This window comes from Fodinibius roseus (genome assembly GCF_900129315.1).
GTDB lineage: Bacteria > Bacteroidota > Rhodothermia > Balneolales > Balneolaceae > Fodinibius > Fodinibius roseus.
Map to the genome: position 1 here is coordinate 381,262 of NZ_FQUS01000001.1, position 18,992 is coordinate 400,253.

An 18,992-nucleotide genomic window follows, 5' to 3' on the forward strand; every position below is an offset into this window, starting at 1 on the left:
TAAACCGACCAATAAACCGATATCGTGCAAAAGAACGGTTTTGCAAAACCCTCTGTTAATGTTAGCTGCACCATGTTATTAATATTCGTCAACAGAAACCAAAAGAGGAAATTTTATGCCGGCAACAATAGAAGAGATTCGAAGTGTACTCAACGAAGTGAGGCCCCAGTTAATGAACAAAGCCAATGTTATGGCTACGGGTATCGGATATAAAAGAGTGGATAACAGAACGACGGATAAACTGGCTATTATCTGTTCTGTAGCGATAAAAACATCTGTCGAAAAACTGGATGCAGAAGATTTGATCCCACAGGAAGTTCAAAGTGTCCCCACGGATGTAAACCCAACAGGCATGTTTCGCACCCTTCAGGATCCCAAGGCACGGTTTCGGCCGGCTCCGGGAGGCGTGAGTATCGGACATGTAAATATTTCTGCCGGCACCCTCGGTTGCCTGGTTGAGAAAAACGGTGAGTTGTTTATCCTTTCAAATAACCATGTGCTGGCGAATAGTAATGAGGCTGATTTGGAAGACCCTATTTTGCAACCGGGTCCCTTTGACGGGGGACTCAAGGCGGAGGATGAGATCGCCAGGCTCAGTGAATATGTGCCCATTACGTATAACGATGGGGACGACAACAGTGATCACCCCGGAAACTTTGTCGACTGTGCCATTGCAAAGCCTAATAATACGGATGATATTGAAAACGAAATTTATCAGGTTGGATCGATTGCCGGGGTCAAAGAGGCCGAATTTGATATGGAGGTAAAAAAAAGCGGGCGGACGACGGGACTGACCACCGGCGTGATTGAACAGGTAGATGTGACGTCCCGGGTAAATTTCGGAAGTAACAAGGTGGCGATCTTTACGGATCAGGTGATGGCGGGCGATATGAGTCAGGGGGGCGACAGTGGATCCGCGGTCCTGGATAATGATGATAATATTGTGGGACTCCTGTTTGCGGGAAGCGATACGAGTACCCTCATTAATCGCATTGAAAATGTATTTGATGCACTTGAGGTGTCATTGCCTGACAGTATGGTATGAAGATTGGATTAAAAAATGCAGATGCCTTTTGCAACCACGAAATGTTCAACTGGTCCCGGGCGATTCCGGGGATGTGAGGGGAGAGGCTCTGCTTTAAAAATATAAGCCCGTATTTTCCACCGGGAAGTATGGGACAGGAATCCAGAGTATTATGGCTAATTACGAAGAGGCCGCGTTGATAAAACGGCAATATGAACAGAAATGGCTGGCCATGGAGGAAATTGCGGCCATAGGTATCGGAAGGGCAGGCGGGGAGACCGGCATTATTATTTCCGTGACGGAGCATCCCGAAAAAGTGAGAAGAGAGATTCCCGGCCGCATTGAAGGGGTACCCATACAAATTAAAAAAACAGGGGCCTTTAACGCTCAGTAACAAAAAGGATCATAATTTATTTCAGAAATGGTAGCCCAATACAATTCCAACCGTACCTCTTTCCCCGGGTGGGGCGCCTGTATCCCGAACATCAAACAGGTCTGCAAACTCGTAAATAAGTCCCCCCACAATGTTCAAAGGCGCCCCCTCCCTGTTCAGGTACAGGCCGAGTCCCCCGTTGGTTATATTATTGATACGGTTGAATCGGCTTCTTGAGTAGACAGACAAAGCGACTCTGTTACGTAAAAAATCCGGAATATATACATAGTCCAGAAACAGGGAAAACTGGTCCACCGACCTTAACGTTCCCTCCCAGGCCGTGTACTCTGCCTCCGCTGTCCTGCTGGTACCGTTACTGTCCGTACCGGTAGTAACCGTCTCCTTTATGGTAAGCTCGGTTAAGCTTGAAATATTATTGGTTCTGTCATATCCGGCGTAGGTACCAAAAATCATGTTACCGTTGAGATAGTAATTATAGGAAAGTCCTATGTTGACCTTGTTAAATGACCGGGTGCTGATCTGCTGCTCGAACGGTGCATTGACGTTCATCATACGGTACTGAGCCGCTCCGATTCCGATCCTCAGATTCAGGTAATCATATCCCCGGGGCATAGAATTACCGGTTGATATATTTTTTAAACCCAAGTTAAAACTGATATGGGCTTCCGGACTGAGTTCTTTATTGGTCACGAGCGGGGCCAGTCCATTATTGGAGATTCCACTGGCATCAATTCCTACTACGATATCCCTGTCAGAACGGTTATAATAATAACCCATTTTCAAGCTGTTACCCGTCGTATTAACCCGAATGAGGCCCCCGACCGGCAGATTTATTGAGGTTGTTCCGTGCGCATCTTCAAAAAAGGTCTGCGCATGTATCTCCGCAGTAACAGACAGGCATAAAATTAAAAATAGAAGGTATGTAGCAATGAGCTTCATGTTACCCTTTTGGTGACAGGTCTATTTCATCAGAAAGCAGGGAGTATCCTTTATTTATTTCTCCGCGGTAAGTTTTGGTATGTTCCGTATCAATTACAATTTCCAGCTCCCATGAAGTGCCGTTCATTCCTTTGCAAAGCATCAGCAAATCAAGTTCTCCTTTGATTTCAAACTCTTCTATCGTCCTGCTCCATTCACTGACCCCATCGAAATACAGGCCTACTTCTCTACCTTCAAGTTCAATCGTAAGGTCAAGCACTGCTCCCGTAAACCTTATGTCCAGCTGATTCATAATGATTGCATGAATGGTTAATCTGTTGTGCTGCCCAGATGGTACTTCCCATATTTTTTTAGCGATTCAATGAAACCCGGCTGCGGTCTTTCTTTTTTCCGTTATCTTCTTTAAAGAAACTAATCTTCGCACCCCGGGATTTCTGTATTTCCTCTTGCGGCATGTTGGATATTAAAAAATATAAAAGATGAGTTGGCAATATTAAATAATTCTTTGGATTACATTAAACCTCTATTTATTATTTGTTAGACTTCACAATCAAATAAATGGTAGCAGCGATATGTCTGATGACAGCATTTCCAGGAAGCGTTTTTTGAAACAAACCGGATCCGCTTTTGCCGTAGCCACCTTGGGCTTTCCCTCCATTATCATTCCCAAAAAGAAGGAAAAACTGGGCGTGGCCCTTGTCGGACTGGGAAACTACAGTACCACGCGGCTCGCCCCCGGCCTGCAGCGTACCGAACACTGCGAACTGCGGGGTATTGTCACAGGATCCCCGTCAAAAATACCGGACTGGCAGCAGCGGTACGATATCCCCGACGACAATGTCTATAATTATGAAACCATGCACGAGGTGGCCAGCAACGACGACATTGACGTAGTCTATGTTGTTGTGCCTACCGGGCTGCATGCCAAGTATTCCATTATTGCGGCTGAGGCAGGCAAGCATGTATGGTGTGAAAAGCCGATGGCTATGAATGTCGGAGAATGCCAGGCGATCATCGATGCTACTAACAGAAACGGGGTTCAGCTGTGCATCGGTTACCGCATGCAGCATGAGCCCAATACAAGGACCATTATCCGTTATGGCCGGGAAGAAACCTATGGCGCGGTGACAAGTGTAGAAACGGGAGCGGGCTATAATGGCAGTCACCAGGAGGGCGACTGGAGACGGGATGCCGAGCTGGGAGGCGGTGCCCTGTATGATATGGGGGTGTATCCGATCAACGCCGCCCGCTACGCAACAAGCAAAGAACCGGTGGCTGTCAGCGGAATACAAAGTTCGGAGCGTTCTCAAATGTACAACGAAGTAGATGAGACTACGGTTTTTGAACTTGAGTTCCCGGAAGGGGTCATGGCCAAAGGGGAAACCAGCTTTGGAAAGTCCATGAATTACCTGGATGTAGATTGCGCGGATGGCTGGTATTATTTGCGCCCTTTTCAATCGTACAGCGGGGTACAGGGTGAAACAAGCGATGGTACAAAGCTTCCTCCGGACCCGAAGCATCAACAAGCCCGTCAAATGGATAACGAGGCCCTTGCGATCAAAGAGGATAGAGACCCGGTCGTACCGGGGGAAGAGGGGCTCCGGGATATCAGAATAGTGCGGGCGATTATGGAGTCCTCTGAAAAAGGCGGAGCAAGAATATCTCTATGAGGGCTTAGAAAAACCAGCAGTTTTGTTTAATACCAAAACGTGAGCGATTTCAAAACTGATGGGTATATATAGACATATATATGAGGAAGTTGAAATCGCGAAAATGTAGAGATGGGCAAAATAACGGTTTTACAAAGCTCTTTTAACAGCACATATTCTAAAACCATATTTATATATCTCTCCCGGCAACCAGGCTAAATGCGAAAGGTGCTGTCATAAAACAGTAAAAGGAAAGACGAATTTGTTTGATACAATAGCTTATTTCATAAGGGCATTTTATATTCACGGGCATACAAATTCCCAGGATGAAAAGGCCATAACATCCAAAATCAAAATGTATACTCATGCCTTCCTGATTAATGGATCAAGATATGGACTTAAATTATGGGTAACAGGTAGTAATAATATTCGAATCTCTTTTTAAGACAATTACGCCATAAAAGAAAATAGCAAATCTTTTTTTATCTGATTATTTGGCGTTTCTATGATTTTTTTATATATACGAAATCAAAAAAAACAAATGAACTAATCTCCTAATGCATAGATCCCAATCGATTTCCCGCCGGAAATTTATAACGAGTACAAGCCTGCTTATGGCAGGGGCAGCGTGGAAACTGTATGGCTCCGGAATAACCGGGCCGGACAGTGAACCAATTATTGATATTCATCAGCATACTGATTATACCGGCAGAACAAACGAAGAGCTTGTGGCTCACCAGCGAGCCCTGGGCATTACAACGACGATCCTGCTGCCGGCGGGACGTCCCGTGGAGAAAGCCTCCACACATTTTGGTGATTCCAATGGCCTGGCGGCCGGCGCCAGCGGTAACGATTCCTGCTATCAGCTGGCGCAGAAATACCCGGGTGAATTTCTCTTTGGGGCTAATGAGGTTCCCGATCTGGAGGATACTATTCCGGAGATTAAGAAATATTTAGAGCGGGGGGCCAAGGTAATTGGCGAATCAAAGTTTGCCGTCCCGTGTGATTCTCCGGAGATGCAAAAAATTTATGAGCTGGCCGGGAGATATGATGTCCCCGTTCTTATGCACTGGAAGCATGGCAGCTATAATTATGGTCTTGATCGTTTCCATACCATGCTCGAAAAATATCCTGAGGTAAATTTTATTGGCCATGCTCAAACATGGTGGGCCAACATAGATAAAGATCATGAGGATCAAAGCGTGATGTACCCCAAGACCGACGTAACAGCCGGGGGACTCACGGACCAGTTGCTCAGTGATTATCCGAATATGTATGGAGATCTGGGGGCGGGTTCCGGTTTGAATTCACTCACACGTGATGAGGAGCACGCGCGCGGATTCCTGGAGCGGCACCAGGATAAACTATTGTATGGCAGTGACTGCAATGACAGCGACGGCGGAGGTCCTGACTGTGTCGGAGGAAAGACCATTGCCATGATCCGCAAGTTGTCGCCCACCAAAGCGATTGAACGGAAAATTCTGTACAAAAACGCTAAAAAACTGTTCCGGATATAACCCTTGTTCAACGTGGAACCCGAGCTATCCTTATTTATTTAATCAGATTGGGATAAAATGATAATTGTTAACAATATATATGATTAACCCAGAAAAATTATAATGCAACACAAGAACCTTCTTTTAACAACTGTAATAAGTTCATTACTGATATTCGGCATATCCTGTGAGCGGGATCATAATAATGCGGACGAGCGTCCCCTGGGAGAACGTTGCCTGTCCCTGTCTGCTAATATGGGCCAGGCGCCGGCCGCGGAACCCGGTGAAGCGGACTATGAATCTTATGCCGATTTGGAAGTGCCCCCGCTCCCCCCGGAAGAGGCACTGGAAACGTTCAACCTGGTCGAGGGCTTTCGCATTGAAGTGGTCGCCCATGAACCGATGATCACCAGTCCCGTAGCCATGGATATCGATTCCGACGGACGCCTGTGGGTGGTGGATATGCCCTCCTATATGCCGGGCGACGACATGGACGTGCTGCAGGATGCGGTGGCAACGATGGAGCGCGAGCGGGTGCCCGAAGGGCGCGTAACCGTGTTGGAGGACACCAACGGGGATGGCCAGATGGACACGCACCGCGTGTTTGCGGATTCTCTGATCCTCCCGCGGGCGATCAAGGTGCTCCACGATGGGGTACTGGTGGGAGAGCCGCCCAATGTGCGCCTGCTTCGCGATACCGACGGGGACGGAAAGGCTGATAGCGAGGAAATTGTTTACAACAGTTACGGGGACGCCTCCGATCCGAATAATCATGGCTTTCCGGGGGGGCTGATGTGGGGAATGGACAACTGGCTCCACAGTTCCAATGAAAATGTAGAAAGTATCCGTCGGGTGAGCGGACACTGGCAGACGCGTCCCTTTAACCGGCTCGGGCAGTACGGAATGTCTCAGGATAACTGGGGCCGGCTATATTCTTCCAGTAATTCGTGGCCGCTTCAGACCCATTTTGTGCCGCACGGGTACAGCGACCGTCATCCCGAGTTTGATATCAGCGAAGGACAGAATGTACGCATTGCTCCCAATAAGCCACTTTGGCCGGCTCATCCTACGGGCGTCAACCGCGGGTATCGCGATGGCATGCTGCGGGATGACAGTACCCTTGTTCAATTTACTTCCGCCTCGAGCACAACCATTTACCGGGGCGGACAGTTCGGAAGCGAGTACGTTGGCAATGCTTTTACTCCGGAACCGGTGGGCAACCTGATCAAGCGGATGATCATCGAGGGAGATCCGTCCCAAATTGAGACGGAAGCTCGGTTTGCCTATCAGGATCGTGAATTCCTGACGTCTACGGATGAACGATTTCGTCCGGTAAATATGTATACCGCTCCCGACGGGGGACTCTATGTCGTTGATATGTACCGCGGGGTTTTTGAACATGCTTCGCACCTGACCGATTATCTGAGGAATTATACCATTGAACATGACCTCCACAAGGCCAATGGCCCTTATGGCCGGATCTACCGCATTGTACGCGAGGGCCAGGATATCGATTATGACACTCCGCACTTCAGTGAGATGACTGCATCCGAGGTTGTCGGATACCTGCGGCACGACAACGGGCAGCTGCGAGACCAGGCGCAACAGGTATTAGCCCAGTGTTCGCCGCAAGAAGTTATTCCGGAGCTGGAAGAGATAGTCGCGGCGGGACAGGAGGCATCGGACTGGACCCGCCTGCAGGCGCTGTGGACCCTTGAAGGATTCGACCGGTCGGTCTACGGGCAGGAGGAACTTACCGGAACCGCCCTTGAGGCTCTGGGCGATGATCATGCCCGGGTTCGCGCTTCCGCCATCCGTATACTCGAGCCGGCTATTGCCGCGGGGGACAATAACGTGCTCACGTCCCTGGAACCCCTTGCCGGGGATTCCTCGCCCTATGTTCAGCTGCAGCTGCTGGCTTCCCTTGGAGAGTCCAACGTGGATCCGGGACTGGAGCTGATAGCTCGAATTCTCGATCAGCACAGTACTAACCCGTACTTCCGGGAGATGGCCCTGACCGGCGTCTACCAGCGCGAAGCGCAGCTGGCCGGACTCCTGCGGGATGAATATGACTGGAGCAGTGATCGCGGCGAAGCGTATGCCCAGTTGCTTACGGCTCTTGACCAGGCGGAGGAGGAGCGTCCCCAGAGGAACCTAAGCGGGCTTACGGAGGCCCAGAGAACGCTTTATGAAGAAGGTCGCCAAAAATACTCGTCCTGTATCAGCTGTCACGGGCAGGATGGGAGCGGTGTCAGCGGTGTTGGTGCAGCGCTGGACGGCAGTGAATGGGTACAGGGTGATCCGGAAGCGCTGGCGCGCATTGTCCTGCAGGGATTTTCAGGCGGAGCAGAAGAGCGCGGTGAGGATATCTCCGGCGTGATGCCGGGCCACCATTACTTGTCCGACCGGGACGTGGCTTCCATACTGACCTATATCCGGCAATCGTGGGATAACGATGCGGCGCCGGTGTCTCCGGAGGAGGTGGAGCGCATCCGCCGGCAAACGGAAGATCATCAGGGTACATGGTCCCCGGCTGAATTGCGTGAGCGAACTGATTAATTTTGGGTAGGTATTACGGCAAGTAACTAACACGGATAAGAATTTTGCAAAACGCTCCTGCCCAGAATACATGCCAGCGTTTCCGGCAGGTTTCAGGATTTAATACGTTATCATTAACATTCTTTGCGTAAACTAAAAACCAATAAACATATGAATATGTTATTTTCTACAGCTCCGTTATCCGGTCGGGAAGAAAGAAACAGCGTGGAACACGCCCGGCTACCGAAGCCGAAAATCTTCTTTGCCGGCCTTGCTTTTCTGGTTGCGCTCCTCGTTGGGACAGTTCCCCTGCAGTCGAAGGCATTAGGTCAGCCTTCCAATGCGACAGGTATAGAACAACATGCTTCTGAGGACCAGCCTCACGTTGTTTTTCTGATTAATGAGGACCCGCATAATTACGAGGCCCATAAAACGATCCCACCCTTTGCTGACAGGCTCGGCAGGGAACATAACTATAAGACGACCGTCATTGAAGCGGAAGGGGAACTCCCGGCCCTGCGGTTTCCCCGGCTCAGGGAGACCCTGTCGGGGGCCGACCTGCTTGTGATCTATTTTCGCCGGGCCTCGCTGCCGGCCGGTCAGCTGGCCGCCATTAAAAGCTATATAGCGGAAGGGAATCCCGTTATCGGCATTCGCACGGCCAACCATGCGTTTGCCGTGCGGGATCAGGACGGTGAAATCCCGGAAGGCTATGAGGACTGGCCCGAATTTGTGCCGGAGATCCTGGGACAAGAAAATATCGGCTACGGCTCGGTCGAGGACGGCACGGCTGTAGCGGTGGCCCCGGGAGCAGCTGATCATCCGATTCTGGAGGGGTTTGAGCCCATCCAGTGGCAAAGCACCGGCAATATCTATCTTATCCGGCTGCTGGATGATCAGGCCCGCGTGCTGCTGAGCGGGATGGCCGGCGATCATGTGAACCCGGTTGCGTACACGCGCAGGGCGGGGGACAGCAGGGTATTCTACACCTCCCTTGGTTACCCGGATGACTTTGAGGAACCGCGGTACCGGAACCTGTTAATCAACGCCATCGACTGGGCACTGGATTGAAGCAGGTCAAGGCAGAGCGTACGAAGTCGCGGCCCGGAGGCCTGAGGGCGCGAAACTAAATTATCTACATGAAAAAAGAATATGCAGATTCCCTATTGACGCAGGACGACATTGATGAGGCTTTTCGCCTGAGTTCACAGGTTGGCTGGAATCAAACAAAATCCGAATGGGCACGCCTGATAGAACTGAATCCGGAGACCTGCTTCGCTATCCGGGATGAGGAACGGCTGGTTGGATCGGCGACGCTGGCTACCTTTGGCACTTACTTGGGATGGATCGGCATGGTGATCGTTGACCAATCCTGTCGGGGCCTGGGAATGGGAAAACAGCTGCTGGAAACGGTCATCGCTGCCGGCCGGGAGCAGGGATGTGATATTATAGGCCTGGATGCGACCGACCAGGGCAGACCGCTTTACAGGCAGTATGGGTTTTGTGATGTTCGAGCCATCGATCGCTGGTCGGGAAGGCTCACCGGCCGGGCGAAGGATGAAGCGGTTGTAAACCTGAAAGAACATCACCTGGCAGAAGCCCTCCGGCTTGATCGCCAGTGGAGTGGCTGTGACAGGGGAAGACTTATTCGCCATCTGTTTTATGAAGATACCGTACGGGGATTGGGATGGATCCCCAAAAATAAATTGAAAGGGATGGCCTTTATACGCGAGGGTCGGGAATACGATCATTTGGGTCCCATCATGGCGGATACTACGAAAGGGTTTACTGACTTGCTCAGCGCAGCGTCCGGGGTGCTGCAGGGAAAGCCGGTTCTGCTTGACTGTATCAGGCGCAGAGAAACTTCGGCTCTGCTCGAGGAATATGGCCTGGAGGTGCAGCGAAGCTTAACACGAATGACGCTGGATAAACCCAGAGAAGTACTTAACAGACCAGAACTCCGCGCTGCCGTGTCGTTTGAGTGGGGATAAGGTTTAGCATACAGAGGTGAGTTGCTTTTAAATTATAATTTAATAATATAGAGGAACCACAAAAACAAAACACAGAAAAACGGAAAACGCCTGCCGAACAGGCCGCTTGCCACGGAAAAAAGGGAAAAGCCTGTCTAATTAAAATTTATTTAGTAGATTATCGGATCCACCCCTGTTTTTAAAAACAATGAATGGAAAGTGCTCATGAGTTATAACAATATTGAAAAGGATAGATCAGAAGGAAAAGGCGATGGGCTACGCCTCTGGGAATCCTTGTGCGGGGGAGAAAAAAAAGCGCTGGATGATTTATTCCGATTATACTACACGCCATTGTACGACTACGGAATTAAGATCATATCAAACGAAAATATCGTCAAGGACGCTATTCAAGAATTATTTCTAAAATTATGGAAGACGCACAGTTCTTTAAATACAACTCCTCGTTCTGTCAGAGCTTACTTGCTGGTTTCCCTCCGGCGAATCCTGTTTCGCAGCCTCAATAGGAAACAGAAGTGTGATGAGCGAAACCGGAAGTACCTTGATAATGCTTTTAGAAATAATTTTACGCAGGAAGACCTGATGATCCGCAGTGAAACAGATGAGAAAAAGAAGAAGATTCTCCTTAAGGCTATCAACAGGCTGAATAAGCGGCAAAAAGAGACGCTTTTCCTCAGATACTACCACGGACTTACTAATGAGGAGATTGCTGACGTCCTTTGTATCAACCGTCAGAGTGTTAAAAATAACCTTTACCGGGCGCTGAAAAATCTGAGAGGCATTATCACATCTGTTCCTGATTCCGTGTAACTGTACAGTCCCCTTTTTTTATACTTATCTAAAATTTGCACGCACTTTCCTGCGTATTCCTCTAATTCCTTTTAAAAAAAAGAAATTTGAGTACTCACACTTTTTGACTGTGTCTTATAGGTTGAAGTAATGAAGGGAAACTCCCGATTACAAGAAACGGAAACCTATATACCATTACAGAGTTGTGTCGAAGAACGAAGAAGAAATAGAAAGATTACTGGCTGATGATTCATTTGTTGCCTGGATAGAAGGGAGCGCCTCTGAGAAGGAGATTGCCAAATGGCGCGCATGGTTGGAAAATGACCCGGCCCGAAAACAAATATTGAAAGAGGCACAATCGTTTCACGGGGAAATTGATTTTAAAGGATCCCGCCGGCCTGAAGTGGATACGGAGCTGTATCGGTTGAAAGAAGCCGTCGATAATTTTGAGAGGTCGGCTGAACGGGAAAACGAGACTGCTATTTTCCGTATTCATCACAAAACAAGCTATTCCAATGTTGCAGCTGTTATTCTTCTTCTGGTAACAGTATTGAGTATAGCAACATTTATAAATCCGCCTGAGGTATACCAGTCCGATTCTCTTGAGAATGCGCCCCGGGAACTAATTACTGCGACCACCCAAAACGGCCAGCAAAAAGCGTTGGCTCTTTCTGATGGCTCAAAAATTATTCTTAATGCCAATTCCAGTTTAACATATCCTTCCCAATATACCGGAGGTGATTTGGAAGTATCACTGGAAGGGGAGGCTTATTTTAACATCGTAAATAACCCGGGCTCCGGGAAACGCTCCTTTTCTGTTAACGTGCCCGGGGGCGCAGTGGAAGTGGTGGGCACAAAGTTTAATGTCAATACCTATGATCAGACTACGGAAGTCGTGCTGGTAGAGGGACGCGTGGATGTGAAGATGAGGGATAGGCTGAGCCGGGTTAAGGATTCATACGTCATGGCACCCGGGGAAATGAGTCGAATGTCCCTGCCTGATGGAACTATTAACACTACGAGGGTGGAATCTGATATGTATGTTGCCTGGACACAGGATAAGCTGGTTTTTGACCGGACACCTCTTGCAGAGGTAGCCAAGCGCATTAAGGATATCTATGGAGTTGATTTCCAGTTGAACGACTATGAGTTAAGAGAAACGTTGGTTTCAGGTTCACTTCCCAATAACAATATCAATGTGTTTTTAAATACGCTGGAAAATATGCTGGAGCGTCCAGTCACTAATAAGAACGGAGTAATAATACTTGGGGAACAGAAGTCCGAGACCAATCATGAATAATATCAAATCCAATCCAAACCTAACGATGAGATACACGATTATGAAAAGGATGATACTATTAATAGCAGGATGGTGCCTGATGGGCCAATTCTCTCTCCATGCTCAGGATATCGAAAATGTCTTGACGATGAAAGAGCAGATAAAAAAATATGAAAATACGCTATCCCTGGAAGAATCACTCAGGCTTTTAGAAAACAAGTACGATGTTACTTTTTTCTATAAAAGTATGCTGGTGGAGGACAAGGTGATTCCAAAAAAAATTACGGAGGCAAAGGATTTTCAAACGGCTTTAACTGAACTTGCCAGGTTTCTGAAGATAGAATATGAACAAGTTGGTCCCCGTAGCTTCCATTTATCATCCCCTGAACTTTTGCCGGTACCGGCAAAAAAGGTACAGGAAACGATTCGTGGGACGGTAACCGACGTCCGCACCGGGGAGACTCTTCCGGGAGTGAATGTAATAGTTAAAGGTACACCCTCGACAGGTACGGCGACTAACCTTGACGGAAGTTATGAACTTACGGTCGAGAGCCTGCAGGATACGCTTCGTTTTTCTTTTGTAGGTTTTGCCACACAGGAAGTCCCAATAAACGGGCGAACAGTGATTGATATCGCACTGGAATCGCAAATGGTGGCAGGTGATGAAATGATAGTGGTCGGATATGGTTCGGTGCAGAGAAGTGATCTGACCGGTTCCGTACAGCGGATAAGCGGTGAAACCTTTGAAAGTCAAGGTGTGACTAATGTTTCCGATATGCTTGCAGGTACGATAGCGGGATTTAATGCAAATCAACAAACAGGTGCTGCCGGTGGCAGTTCAATGGAAATAAGGGGACGAAATTCGTTGACAGCCGGGACCAATCCGATGATAGTCGTTGACGGGAATATATTTAACGGAAGCTTGCGGGATATAAATCCGAATGATGTGGAGTCTATTGATGTCTTGAAAGATGCCAGTTCTGCCGCTATTTATGGTGCCCAGGCAGCTTCAGGCGTCATTCTTATTACAACAAAAAGAGGGACGGAAGGTAAACCCACCATTAACTTTACAACAAGAATAGGCCGCACAGATGTAAGAACCGACCGTTATGCGCCAAAGAATGCTGACGAATATGTCCAGTTCAGGCAAGACTACTACAGGAATCAGCTTGATTCTCCGCCGTATGAATATTACAGTCATCCTGAAAACCTCCCGGAAGGGGTAACTATTGATGACTGGCGTAATTTAGCTTCCGGTACTCCGAATGAGGATAATTTAACCGAGTGGATGAATCGCATGAACTTCTTTGCAGTTGAACAGGAAGGGTATCGCGAAGGCAGGGAAATAAACTGGTACGACAAGACTATGCCGGGCGGCATGCAGCTGGAGGGTGATATAAGTATCTCCGGAGGGTCCGAAAACTCACAATATTACTGGTCAATCGGATATATAGATAATGAAGGCATGATAGCCGGGGATCAATTTTCGGCCCTGCGAACAAGGCTGAACCTTGATTTTCAGATAACGGATTGGTTGACAGCCGGAACAAATTTGCAGTATTCTGATCGTGATGAAAGTGCCGTACCGGCTAGCTTGTCTGAAATGTATCAAGTGAGTCCATTTGGACGAATGTACCGTGATGACGGTTCTCTGGAATGGTGGCCCGGTGAACAACGAACAGCTATCAACCCGCTGATAAATACCCTGGGTCAGGACCGGTCCCGAAAACTGTCAAACCTTTTTGGGTCGCTGTATGCTGAAGTTTCGCTGCCATTCGGCATTACCCACGAGGTCTCATTTCAACCGCGTATACAAAACGTGCGAGAGTTGAACTATTGGTCTCCCGAAACGCTAATCGGGGGCAACAGTTATACAGGTGGACGCGCAACCCGCATGGATCATGATTCTTTTGAATGGATGCTGGATAACCTGTTAAAATGGAACAGAGATTTCGGAGTACACAGTTTTGATGTTACGCTCCTGCATTCTGCCGAGAAGTTCCTGACCTGGCAAAATGATCTGTCCAATAATACCTTCAGTCCCTCCCCGGCTCTGGGATACTCAGGGCTGGATTACGGCAACAATGCTGCTTTGAGTGTTAATGACACCCAGGTCACCGGAGATGCCATGATGGGCCGATTGAATTATACTTTAATGGACAGATATCTGTTTACGGCCTCTGTACGGCGAGATGGGTATTCCGCCTTTGGTCAGGAGAATCCCAGAGCCGTATTCCCGGCCGGTGCCTTTGCCTGGAGAATATCCGAGGAAGACTTTTTCAATATTGATTTGATAAATGATCTTAAAATAAGGCTGTCATATGGTGTCAACGGGAACCGATCTATTGGAGCTTATTCCTCGCTGGCACGGTTGGCATCAAACAGATATTCCAATGGTTCAACGATAAATGTGGGTGTGTACACCAATTCTCTGTCAAATCCCGGACTGAGATGGGAAGAAACCGAATCCTATAATATGGGACTGGATATTGCCCTGCTTGAAGACCGAATCAATCTCAGTCTCGATTATTACGATATGACTACAACTAATTTGTTAGTGAATCGTACGCTGCCCATAAGCACGGGGTTTAACAACATCACTGACAATATAGGTGAATTGGCGAACAGAGGTTTTGAGATGACGGTGCATACAAACAATTATACCTCCTCTGATATCAGCTGGAGGTCAAGCCTGAACTTCTCGCTTAACCGGAATGAAATCACGCAGCTTTTCGGAGATACAGGAACCTACACGTTAGTGGGTGAAGAGTATGAGGGAGAGCTGCCTGACTATACTAATGAATGGTTTCCCGGTCGTGCTGTTGATGTAATCTGGGACTATGAGAGAATAGGTATATGGCAGGAAGAAGAAGTGGATGCTGCCGCTGAATACAACCAGATTCCCGGTGATATTAAAGTGAGGGACTTAGATGGTAATCAGCTCTATGAGGAGGATTACGATAAACAGTTTATCGGTCATACCGAACCGCGATATCGCATCGGTTTGAGAAATGAAGTGGATTTTTTGGGTAACTTTTCCGCTTCCGTATTTGTACGGGCTGATCTCGGTCATAAGGCTGAGTTTGAAGGACCGGGATTTGGTGGGAGTTCAACACATGAACGCCATAGCATAGAACCTTACCCATACTGGACCAAAGAGAATCGCAGTAATGAATATCCTTCCTTACATCATAACCCTAATGATTTTGCGGGCGGTTATACCTTTTGGAAGGATGCCTCATTTGTGAGAGTTCAGGATGTTTCTCTGTCTTACAACCTGCCGTCATCCATAGCTCAACAAGTTGATTTGCAGAGTGTGCGCATTTTTGGTTCCGTTCGGAATCTGGCGACCTTTACAAATTGGCCCGGTTGGGACCCTGAATCTTTAAACAGTCCTATGCCAAGGACTTTTTCGCTCGGACTAAATGTATCACTTTAATAAAATAAATGAAGTGAATAAAATTGAACTTAATGAACTAATTATGAAACGATTTATAAAATATCCAATATTTTTAACTGTATTGTTTCTGACCCTAACGGCATGTTCAGAAAATTTTCTGGAACCCGAACCGAAATCCTTTTTTGCCCCTGAAAATGTATATACGGATAAATCAGGCTTTGAAGCTCAGTTGGTAACATTGAGAAAAAATCTTACCAGGGAGCATTCCGGACCGAGAGGCACTGCATTGATCCATTCCCAATGGATTTTTGGAGAAACCCATATAGGTGGAGCTTTTATGCACTTCAATCGTGACTTAGGTCCGATTACATCAAGCGACTGGTTTGAAATTAACGGTACTATTGAGGACATGTATCGATTTATTAAAGATGCAAACGTTGTTATTTCCCGTATTAATGATATAGAATGGGACAACCAGGGGGATAAAGAGCTCATATTGGCTGAAGCCTTGTGGCACCGCGCCTATTGGTACAACCGAATGGTGAACTCATATGGTGATGTACCCTGGATTGGTGAAGAAGTAAGAAGTGCAAGAGTTGACTTCAAAACACACACGCGCGGGGCCATACTGGATAAGATTCAATCCGATTTAGAGAATCACGTTATAGGAGTATTACCGACGTCCGCGGAACCCGGTGCGGTTTCAAATGGTGCCGCAAATCATCTGCTTACCAGAGTTGCAATGTCCAATGCCGACTGGGATACCGCTATAGAAGCAGCAACGAGAGTCATCGATGGACCATACGATCTGATGACAGATCGTTTCGGCGTTGAGGCGGATGATCCAAGACATAACGTTATATGGGATCTGCATCGTGCGGAAAATGTACATGCGGGTGATAATACCGAAACAATTTTAGCTTCTGTTGACAGGTACAGCGACCCCGATGATGTTAAAACCAGCGGTAGTTACCGTACGTATAAATATAATCCTTCCTGGCATCATTCCCGTGTTCAGGACAGCGAAGGTGCAGCATGTACCTATCGTCCTTCCGAAGCGGAGATGGATACCTTGCTCGGAGCAGCCCAGTGGGATACATTGGGACAGGGTGCTACCAGTGCACCGCCGAATCAGTTTTTTCAATATCATGTCTGGGAAGAAAATGGCTATACCTACGAAAATACTCCTGACCTGAGAAGACGCGGGGGGAGCAACTGGTGGGAAATAGATGAAATTCTCTGCAATGTTCCGGAATCAGTTGATTACGGGCAGCCGGCTCTTACTGCGGCCCAAAATGGTACCATTGGGGGACAACCACCAGGGTTGATACATACTTCATTATTTGCTGCCAACGTATATAAAACCTATTATCCAGAGCAAGACGGGACCCCGTGGGGAGGTAATGCCGATCTGTACATCTTCCGCTTGGCTGAAACGCTCCTTTTGAGAGCTGAAGCTTATTACTGGAATAACCAGCCTGGCCTGGCCGCAGCTGATATCAACAGGGTCAGACAGCGGGCTGGAGCTGAACCGGTCGATGCCGGCGACGTAACCATCGAGTACATCTTTGATGAGACGATTCGCGAGCTTTTCTTCGAGACCCCGCGGCAAAATGATCTGATAAGAGTGGCTCTGTATGTAGCGGAAGAAGGTATCCCAACAGAATACGGTACCTTCAGCATGGAAGATTTCGCAAACGACAATTGGGCTTATCAAAGAATTATCCACACCAACGATTTTTACCCGCAGTATGAGGGACCTTATGTTGGGGACACCACTCCCATCGGATTCGAACTTCCACTGGGGTGGCAGTATAGGTTTCTTTCAGGTACTACCCCTACTATATCGCCCCATCATGTTTTGTGGCCCATAAATGGTGATTTCATACAAGCCAATACGCAGGGTACGATAAATCAAAATCCGGGATATCCGGGTGTTGAAAGAAATGAACCGCCTCTGGAAACGATTGAGGATGAAGAAACTTACTGATGTTAAGGGGCATTTGTAAGTATTGCTTTATGAACGAAGTGCAGCTTGGCATTTAAGCCAAGCTGCATTTTTCACTTTTCGTATTATTGGTTTGCTGATGTGACTGAAGTGTTAAAACTCTTATCACTATGAAAAAGAAAAAATATACAAGACGCGAGTTTATCAAACAGAATTCATTAGCCGGCGGTGCGTTTCTGACCCTGGGAGCTACCTCTTCGCTGTTTGCGGGCGGCGTTAAAAAAAGTGATACCCCGGCGATTCTGGGCGGACCGGCGGTTCGAAGCAACGGCTGGCCGAGCTGGCCCATATGGAACCCTGAAACCGATGAAAAGCAGGTGCTGGAAGTTCTTCGAAGCGGGGTCTGGTCGCGATCAAAAACCGTTGCCGAATTTGAACAAAAATGGGCCGAAACGGTCGGAGCCAAACGCTGTCTTACTACGGTCAATGGGACCAATGCGCTGGTTTGCTCCCTTGCCAACCTGGATATTGGAGGCGGAGATGAAGTTATTGTATCCCCCTATACCTGGATAGCCACCATTCAGGCCATATTACAAACGGGAGCCATGCCCGTTTTTGCCGATATTGATCCGGAAACTTTTCAAATTGACCCGGTTAAAATCCAGGAGAAAATCACCTCCCGTACTAAAGGCATACTTCCGGTCCATATTTTGGGATTACCCGCAGATATGATCCGCATCATGGAAATAGCGAAAAAAAACGAGCTGGTTGTAGTAGAAGACGCCTGCCAGGCCTGGCTTGCAGAGATTAATAATAAGCAAGTGGGAACGTTCGGAGACGCCGGTTGTTTCAGCTTTCAGAACTCCAAAAATATTCCCATGGGAGAGGGCGGGGCTATTGTAAGCAATGACGAAGAATTTATGGACAGGTGTTATTCCTATCACAACTGGGGCGGACAACATGGCTCGGTTACAGGGGAGGCTGATTCTGGAAGATGGGTTATGTCGGGCACTAAAATGCGGTTGTCAGAATATCAGGCCGCCATCGGACTGGCCCAACTGGAACGGCTGGAGGAACAGACGCTCAAAAGGAGTACGAATGCCGAATATTTAAAATCACAAATTAAAGATATTCCGGGCATTCTTCCCTATAAGCTCTACGATCATGTTACCCGGGCCGCTTTTCATCTCTTTCCGTTTCGATATAAAAAAAACGAGTTCAAGGGATTGGCAAGGTCAGATTTTCTAAGCGCCCTTCGTGCCGAGGGTATTCCGGGGTCGGATGGTTATACGACCTTGCACGATCAGTCATTCCTGGGTCATGCCTTCAACTCTAAAAACTTTCAAAAGATGTATCCACAGCATATGTTAGACTTGGATAGCTTTCAAGAAAGCAATCAGTGTCCTGTTACTGACAGGATATGCAATGAGGAGGCCGTGTGGTTTTCACAACAAATGTTGCTTGCTGACAAATCGGATATGGATGATATTGCGATGGCTATTGAAAAGATCTATGAAAATGCCGAAGATATAAAAAATCGAATTTAAA

At 47.8% G+C, this 18,992-nt stretch carries 14 protein-coding genes; 12 read left to right on the plus strand and 2 right to left on the minus strand.

Going from position 1 to position 18,992, the window contains the following annotated elements:
* Positions 1-115: 115 nt before the first annotated feature.
* A complete protein-coding gene (locus BUB16_RS01580) occupies positions 116-1,045 on the plus strand; it encodes a chymotrypsin family serine protease (protein ID WP_073059057.1) in 930 nt (309 codons plus the stop codon).
* Positions 1,046-1,196: 151 nt separating this feature from the next.
* Positions 1,197-1,418, plus strand: a complete 222-nt coding sequence (locus BUB16_RS01585; protein ID WP_073059058.1) for a hypothetical protein — start codon at positions 1,197-1,199, stop codon at positions 1,416-1,418.
* A gap of 21 nt (positions 1,419-1,439) precedes the next feature.
* On the opposite strand, the gene BUB16_RS01590 is transcribed toward BUB16_RS01585, so the two are convergent.
* Together BUB16_RS01590 and BUB16_RS01595 are read right to left on the minus strand one after the other, a co-directional pair.
* Entirely contained in the window at positions 1,440-2,357 is a 918-nt protein-coding gene (locus tag BUB16_RS01590) for a hypothetical protein (RefSeq protein WP_073059059.1), read from the minus strand.
* Between the two features lies 1 nt (position 2,358).
* Complete coding sequence (locus BUB16_RS01595; RefSeq protein ID WP_073059060.1) at positions 2,359-2,649, minus strand: hypothetical protein; 291 nt, start codon at positions 2,647-2,649, stop codon at positions 2,359-2,361.
* A 280-nt stretch (positions 2,650-2,929) separates the two neighbouring features.
* Here BUB16_RS01595 and BUB16_RS01600 point away from each other — a divergent pair, with 280 nt between their 5' ends.
* From BUB16_RS01600 to BUB16_RS01645, 10 genes are all read left to right on the plus strand, one after another.
* Positions 2,930-4,027 (plus strand): Gfo/Idh/MocA family protein, encoded by a 1,098-nt coding sequence (locus BUB16_RS01600; RefSeq protein ID WP_073059061.1) that lies wholly within the window; start codon positions 2,930-2,932, stop codon positions 4,025-4,027.
* 536 nt (positions 4,028-4,563) lie between these two features.
* Positions 4,564-5,523, plus strand: coding sequence for an amidohydrolase family protein (locus BUB16_RS01605; protein ID WP_073059062.1), 960 nt, complete (start codon positions 4,564-4,566; stop codon positions 5,521-5,523).
* Between the two features lie 102 nt (positions 5,524-5,625).
* A complete protein-coding gene (locus tag BUB16_RS01610) occupies positions 5,626-8,061 on the plus strand; it encodes a DUF7133 domain-containing protein (RefSeq protein WP_073059063.1) in 2,436 nt (811 codons plus the stop codon).
* Between the two features lie 150 nt (positions 8,062-8,211).
* Positions 8,212-9,111 (plus strand): ThuA domain-containing protein, encoded by a 900-nt coding sequence (locus BUB16_RS01615; RefSeq protein ID WP_073059064.1) that lies wholly within the window; start codon positions 8,212-8,214, stop codon positions 9,109-9,111.
* 68 nt (positions 9,112-9,179) lie between these two features.
* Positions 9,180-10,031 (plus strand): GNAT family N-acetyltransferase, encoded by an 852-nt coding sequence (locus BUB16_RS01620; protein WP_073059065.1) that lies wholly within the window; start codon positions 9,180-9,182, stop codon positions 10,029-10,031.
* 204 nt (positions 10,032-10,235) lie between these two features.
* The gene (locus tag BUB16_RS01625; RefSeq protein ID WP_073059066.1) at positions 10,236-10,838 is read left to right on the plus strand and encodes an RNA polymerase sigma factor; all 603 of its coding nucleotides are present in this window, start codon (positions 10,236-10,238) and stop codon (positions 10,836-10,838) included.
* 184 nt (positions 10,839-11,022) lie between these two features.
* Positions 11,023-12,117, plus strand: coding sequence for a FecR family protein (locus BUB16_RS01630; RefSeq protein WP_073059067.1), 1,095 nt, complete (start codon positions 11,023-11,025; stop codon positions 12,115-12,117).
* 40 nt (positions 12,118-12,157) lie between these two features.
* Positions 12,158-15,535 carry a SusC/RagA family TonB-linked outer membrane protein gene (locus tag BUB16_RS01635; RefSeq protein ID WP_211483049.1) on the plus strand — a complete coding sequence of 1,126 codons (3,378 nt, stop codon included), beginning with the start codon at positions 12,158-12,160 and terminating at the stop codon, positions 15,533-15,535.
* Between the two features lie 43 nt (positions 15,536-15,578).
* Positions 15,579-17,486 carry a RagB/SusD family nutrient uptake outer membrane protein gene (locus tag BUB16_RS01640; protein WP_073059151.1) on the plus strand — a complete coding sequence of 636 codons (1,908 nt, stop codon included), beginning with the start codon at positions 15,579-15,581 and terminating at the stop codon, positions 17,484-17,486.
* Positions 17,487-17,614: 128 nt separating this feature from the next.
* Entirely contained in the window at positions 17,615-18,991 is a 1,377-nt protein-coding gene (locus BUB16_RS01645; RefSeq protein ID WP_073059068.1) for a DegT/DnrJ/EryC1/StrS family aminotransferase, read from the plus strand.
* Position 18,992 lies beyond the last annotated feature (1 nt).

What these genes read in the sequence shown, in the direction of transcription:
- BUB16_RS01605 (WP_073059062.1), top strand. Translation starts at nt 4,564, where the DNA reads ATGCATAGATCCCAATCGATTTCCCGCCGGAAATTTATAACGAGTACA.
- BUB16_RS01600 (WP_073059061.1), top strand. Translation starts at nt 2,930, where the DNA reads ATGTCTGATGACAGCATTTCCAGGAAGCGTTTTTTGAAACAAACCGGA.
- BUB16_RS01585 (WP_073059058.1), top strand. Translation starts at nt 1,197, where the DNA reads ATGGCTAATTACGAAGAGGCCGCGTTGATAAAACGGCAATATGAACAG.
- BUB16_RS01610 (WP_073059063.1), top strand. Translation starts at nt 5,626, where the DNA reads ATGCAACACAAGAACCTTCTTTTAACAACTGTAATAAGTTCATTACTG.
- BUB16_RS01615 (WP_073059064.1), top strand. Translation starts at nt 8,212, where the DNA reads ATGAATATGTTATTTTCTACAGCTCCGTTATCCGGTCGGGAAGAAAGA.
- BUB16_RS01620 (WP_073059065.1), top strand. Translation starts at nt 9,180, where the DNA reads ATGAAAAAAGAATATGCAGATTCCCTATTGACGCAGGACGACATTGAT.
- BUB16_RS01640 (WP_073059151.1), top strand. Translation starts at nt 15,579, where the DNA reads ATGAAACGATTTATAAAATATCCAATATTTTTAACTGTATTGTTTCTG.
- BUB16_RS01645 (WP_073059068.1), top strand. Translation starts at nt 17,615, where the DNA reads ATGAAAAAGAAAAAATATACAAGACGCGAGTTTATCAAACAGAATTCA.
- BUB16_RS01595 (WP_073059060.1), bottom strand. Translation starts at nt 2,649, where the DNA reads ATGAATCAGCTGGACATAAGGTTTACGGGAGCAGTGCTTGACCTTACG.
- BUB16_RS01580 (WP_073059057.1), top strand. Translation starts at nt 116, where the DNA reads ATGCCGGCAACAATAGAAGAGATTCGAAGTGTACTCAACGAAGTGAGG.
- BUB16_RS01635 (WP_211483049.1), top strand. Translation starts at nt 12,158, where the DNA reads ATGAAAAGGATGATACTATTAATAGCAGGATGGTGCCTGATGGGCCAA.
- BUB16_RS01625 (WP_073059066.1), top strand. Translation starts at nt 10,236, where the DNA reads ATGAGTTATAACAATATTGAAAAGGATAGATCAGAAGGAAAAGGCGAT.
- BUB16_RS01590 (WP_073059059.1), bottom strand. Translation starts at nt 2,357, where the DNA reads ATGAAGCTCATTGCTACATACCTTCTATTTTTAATTTTATGCCTGTCT.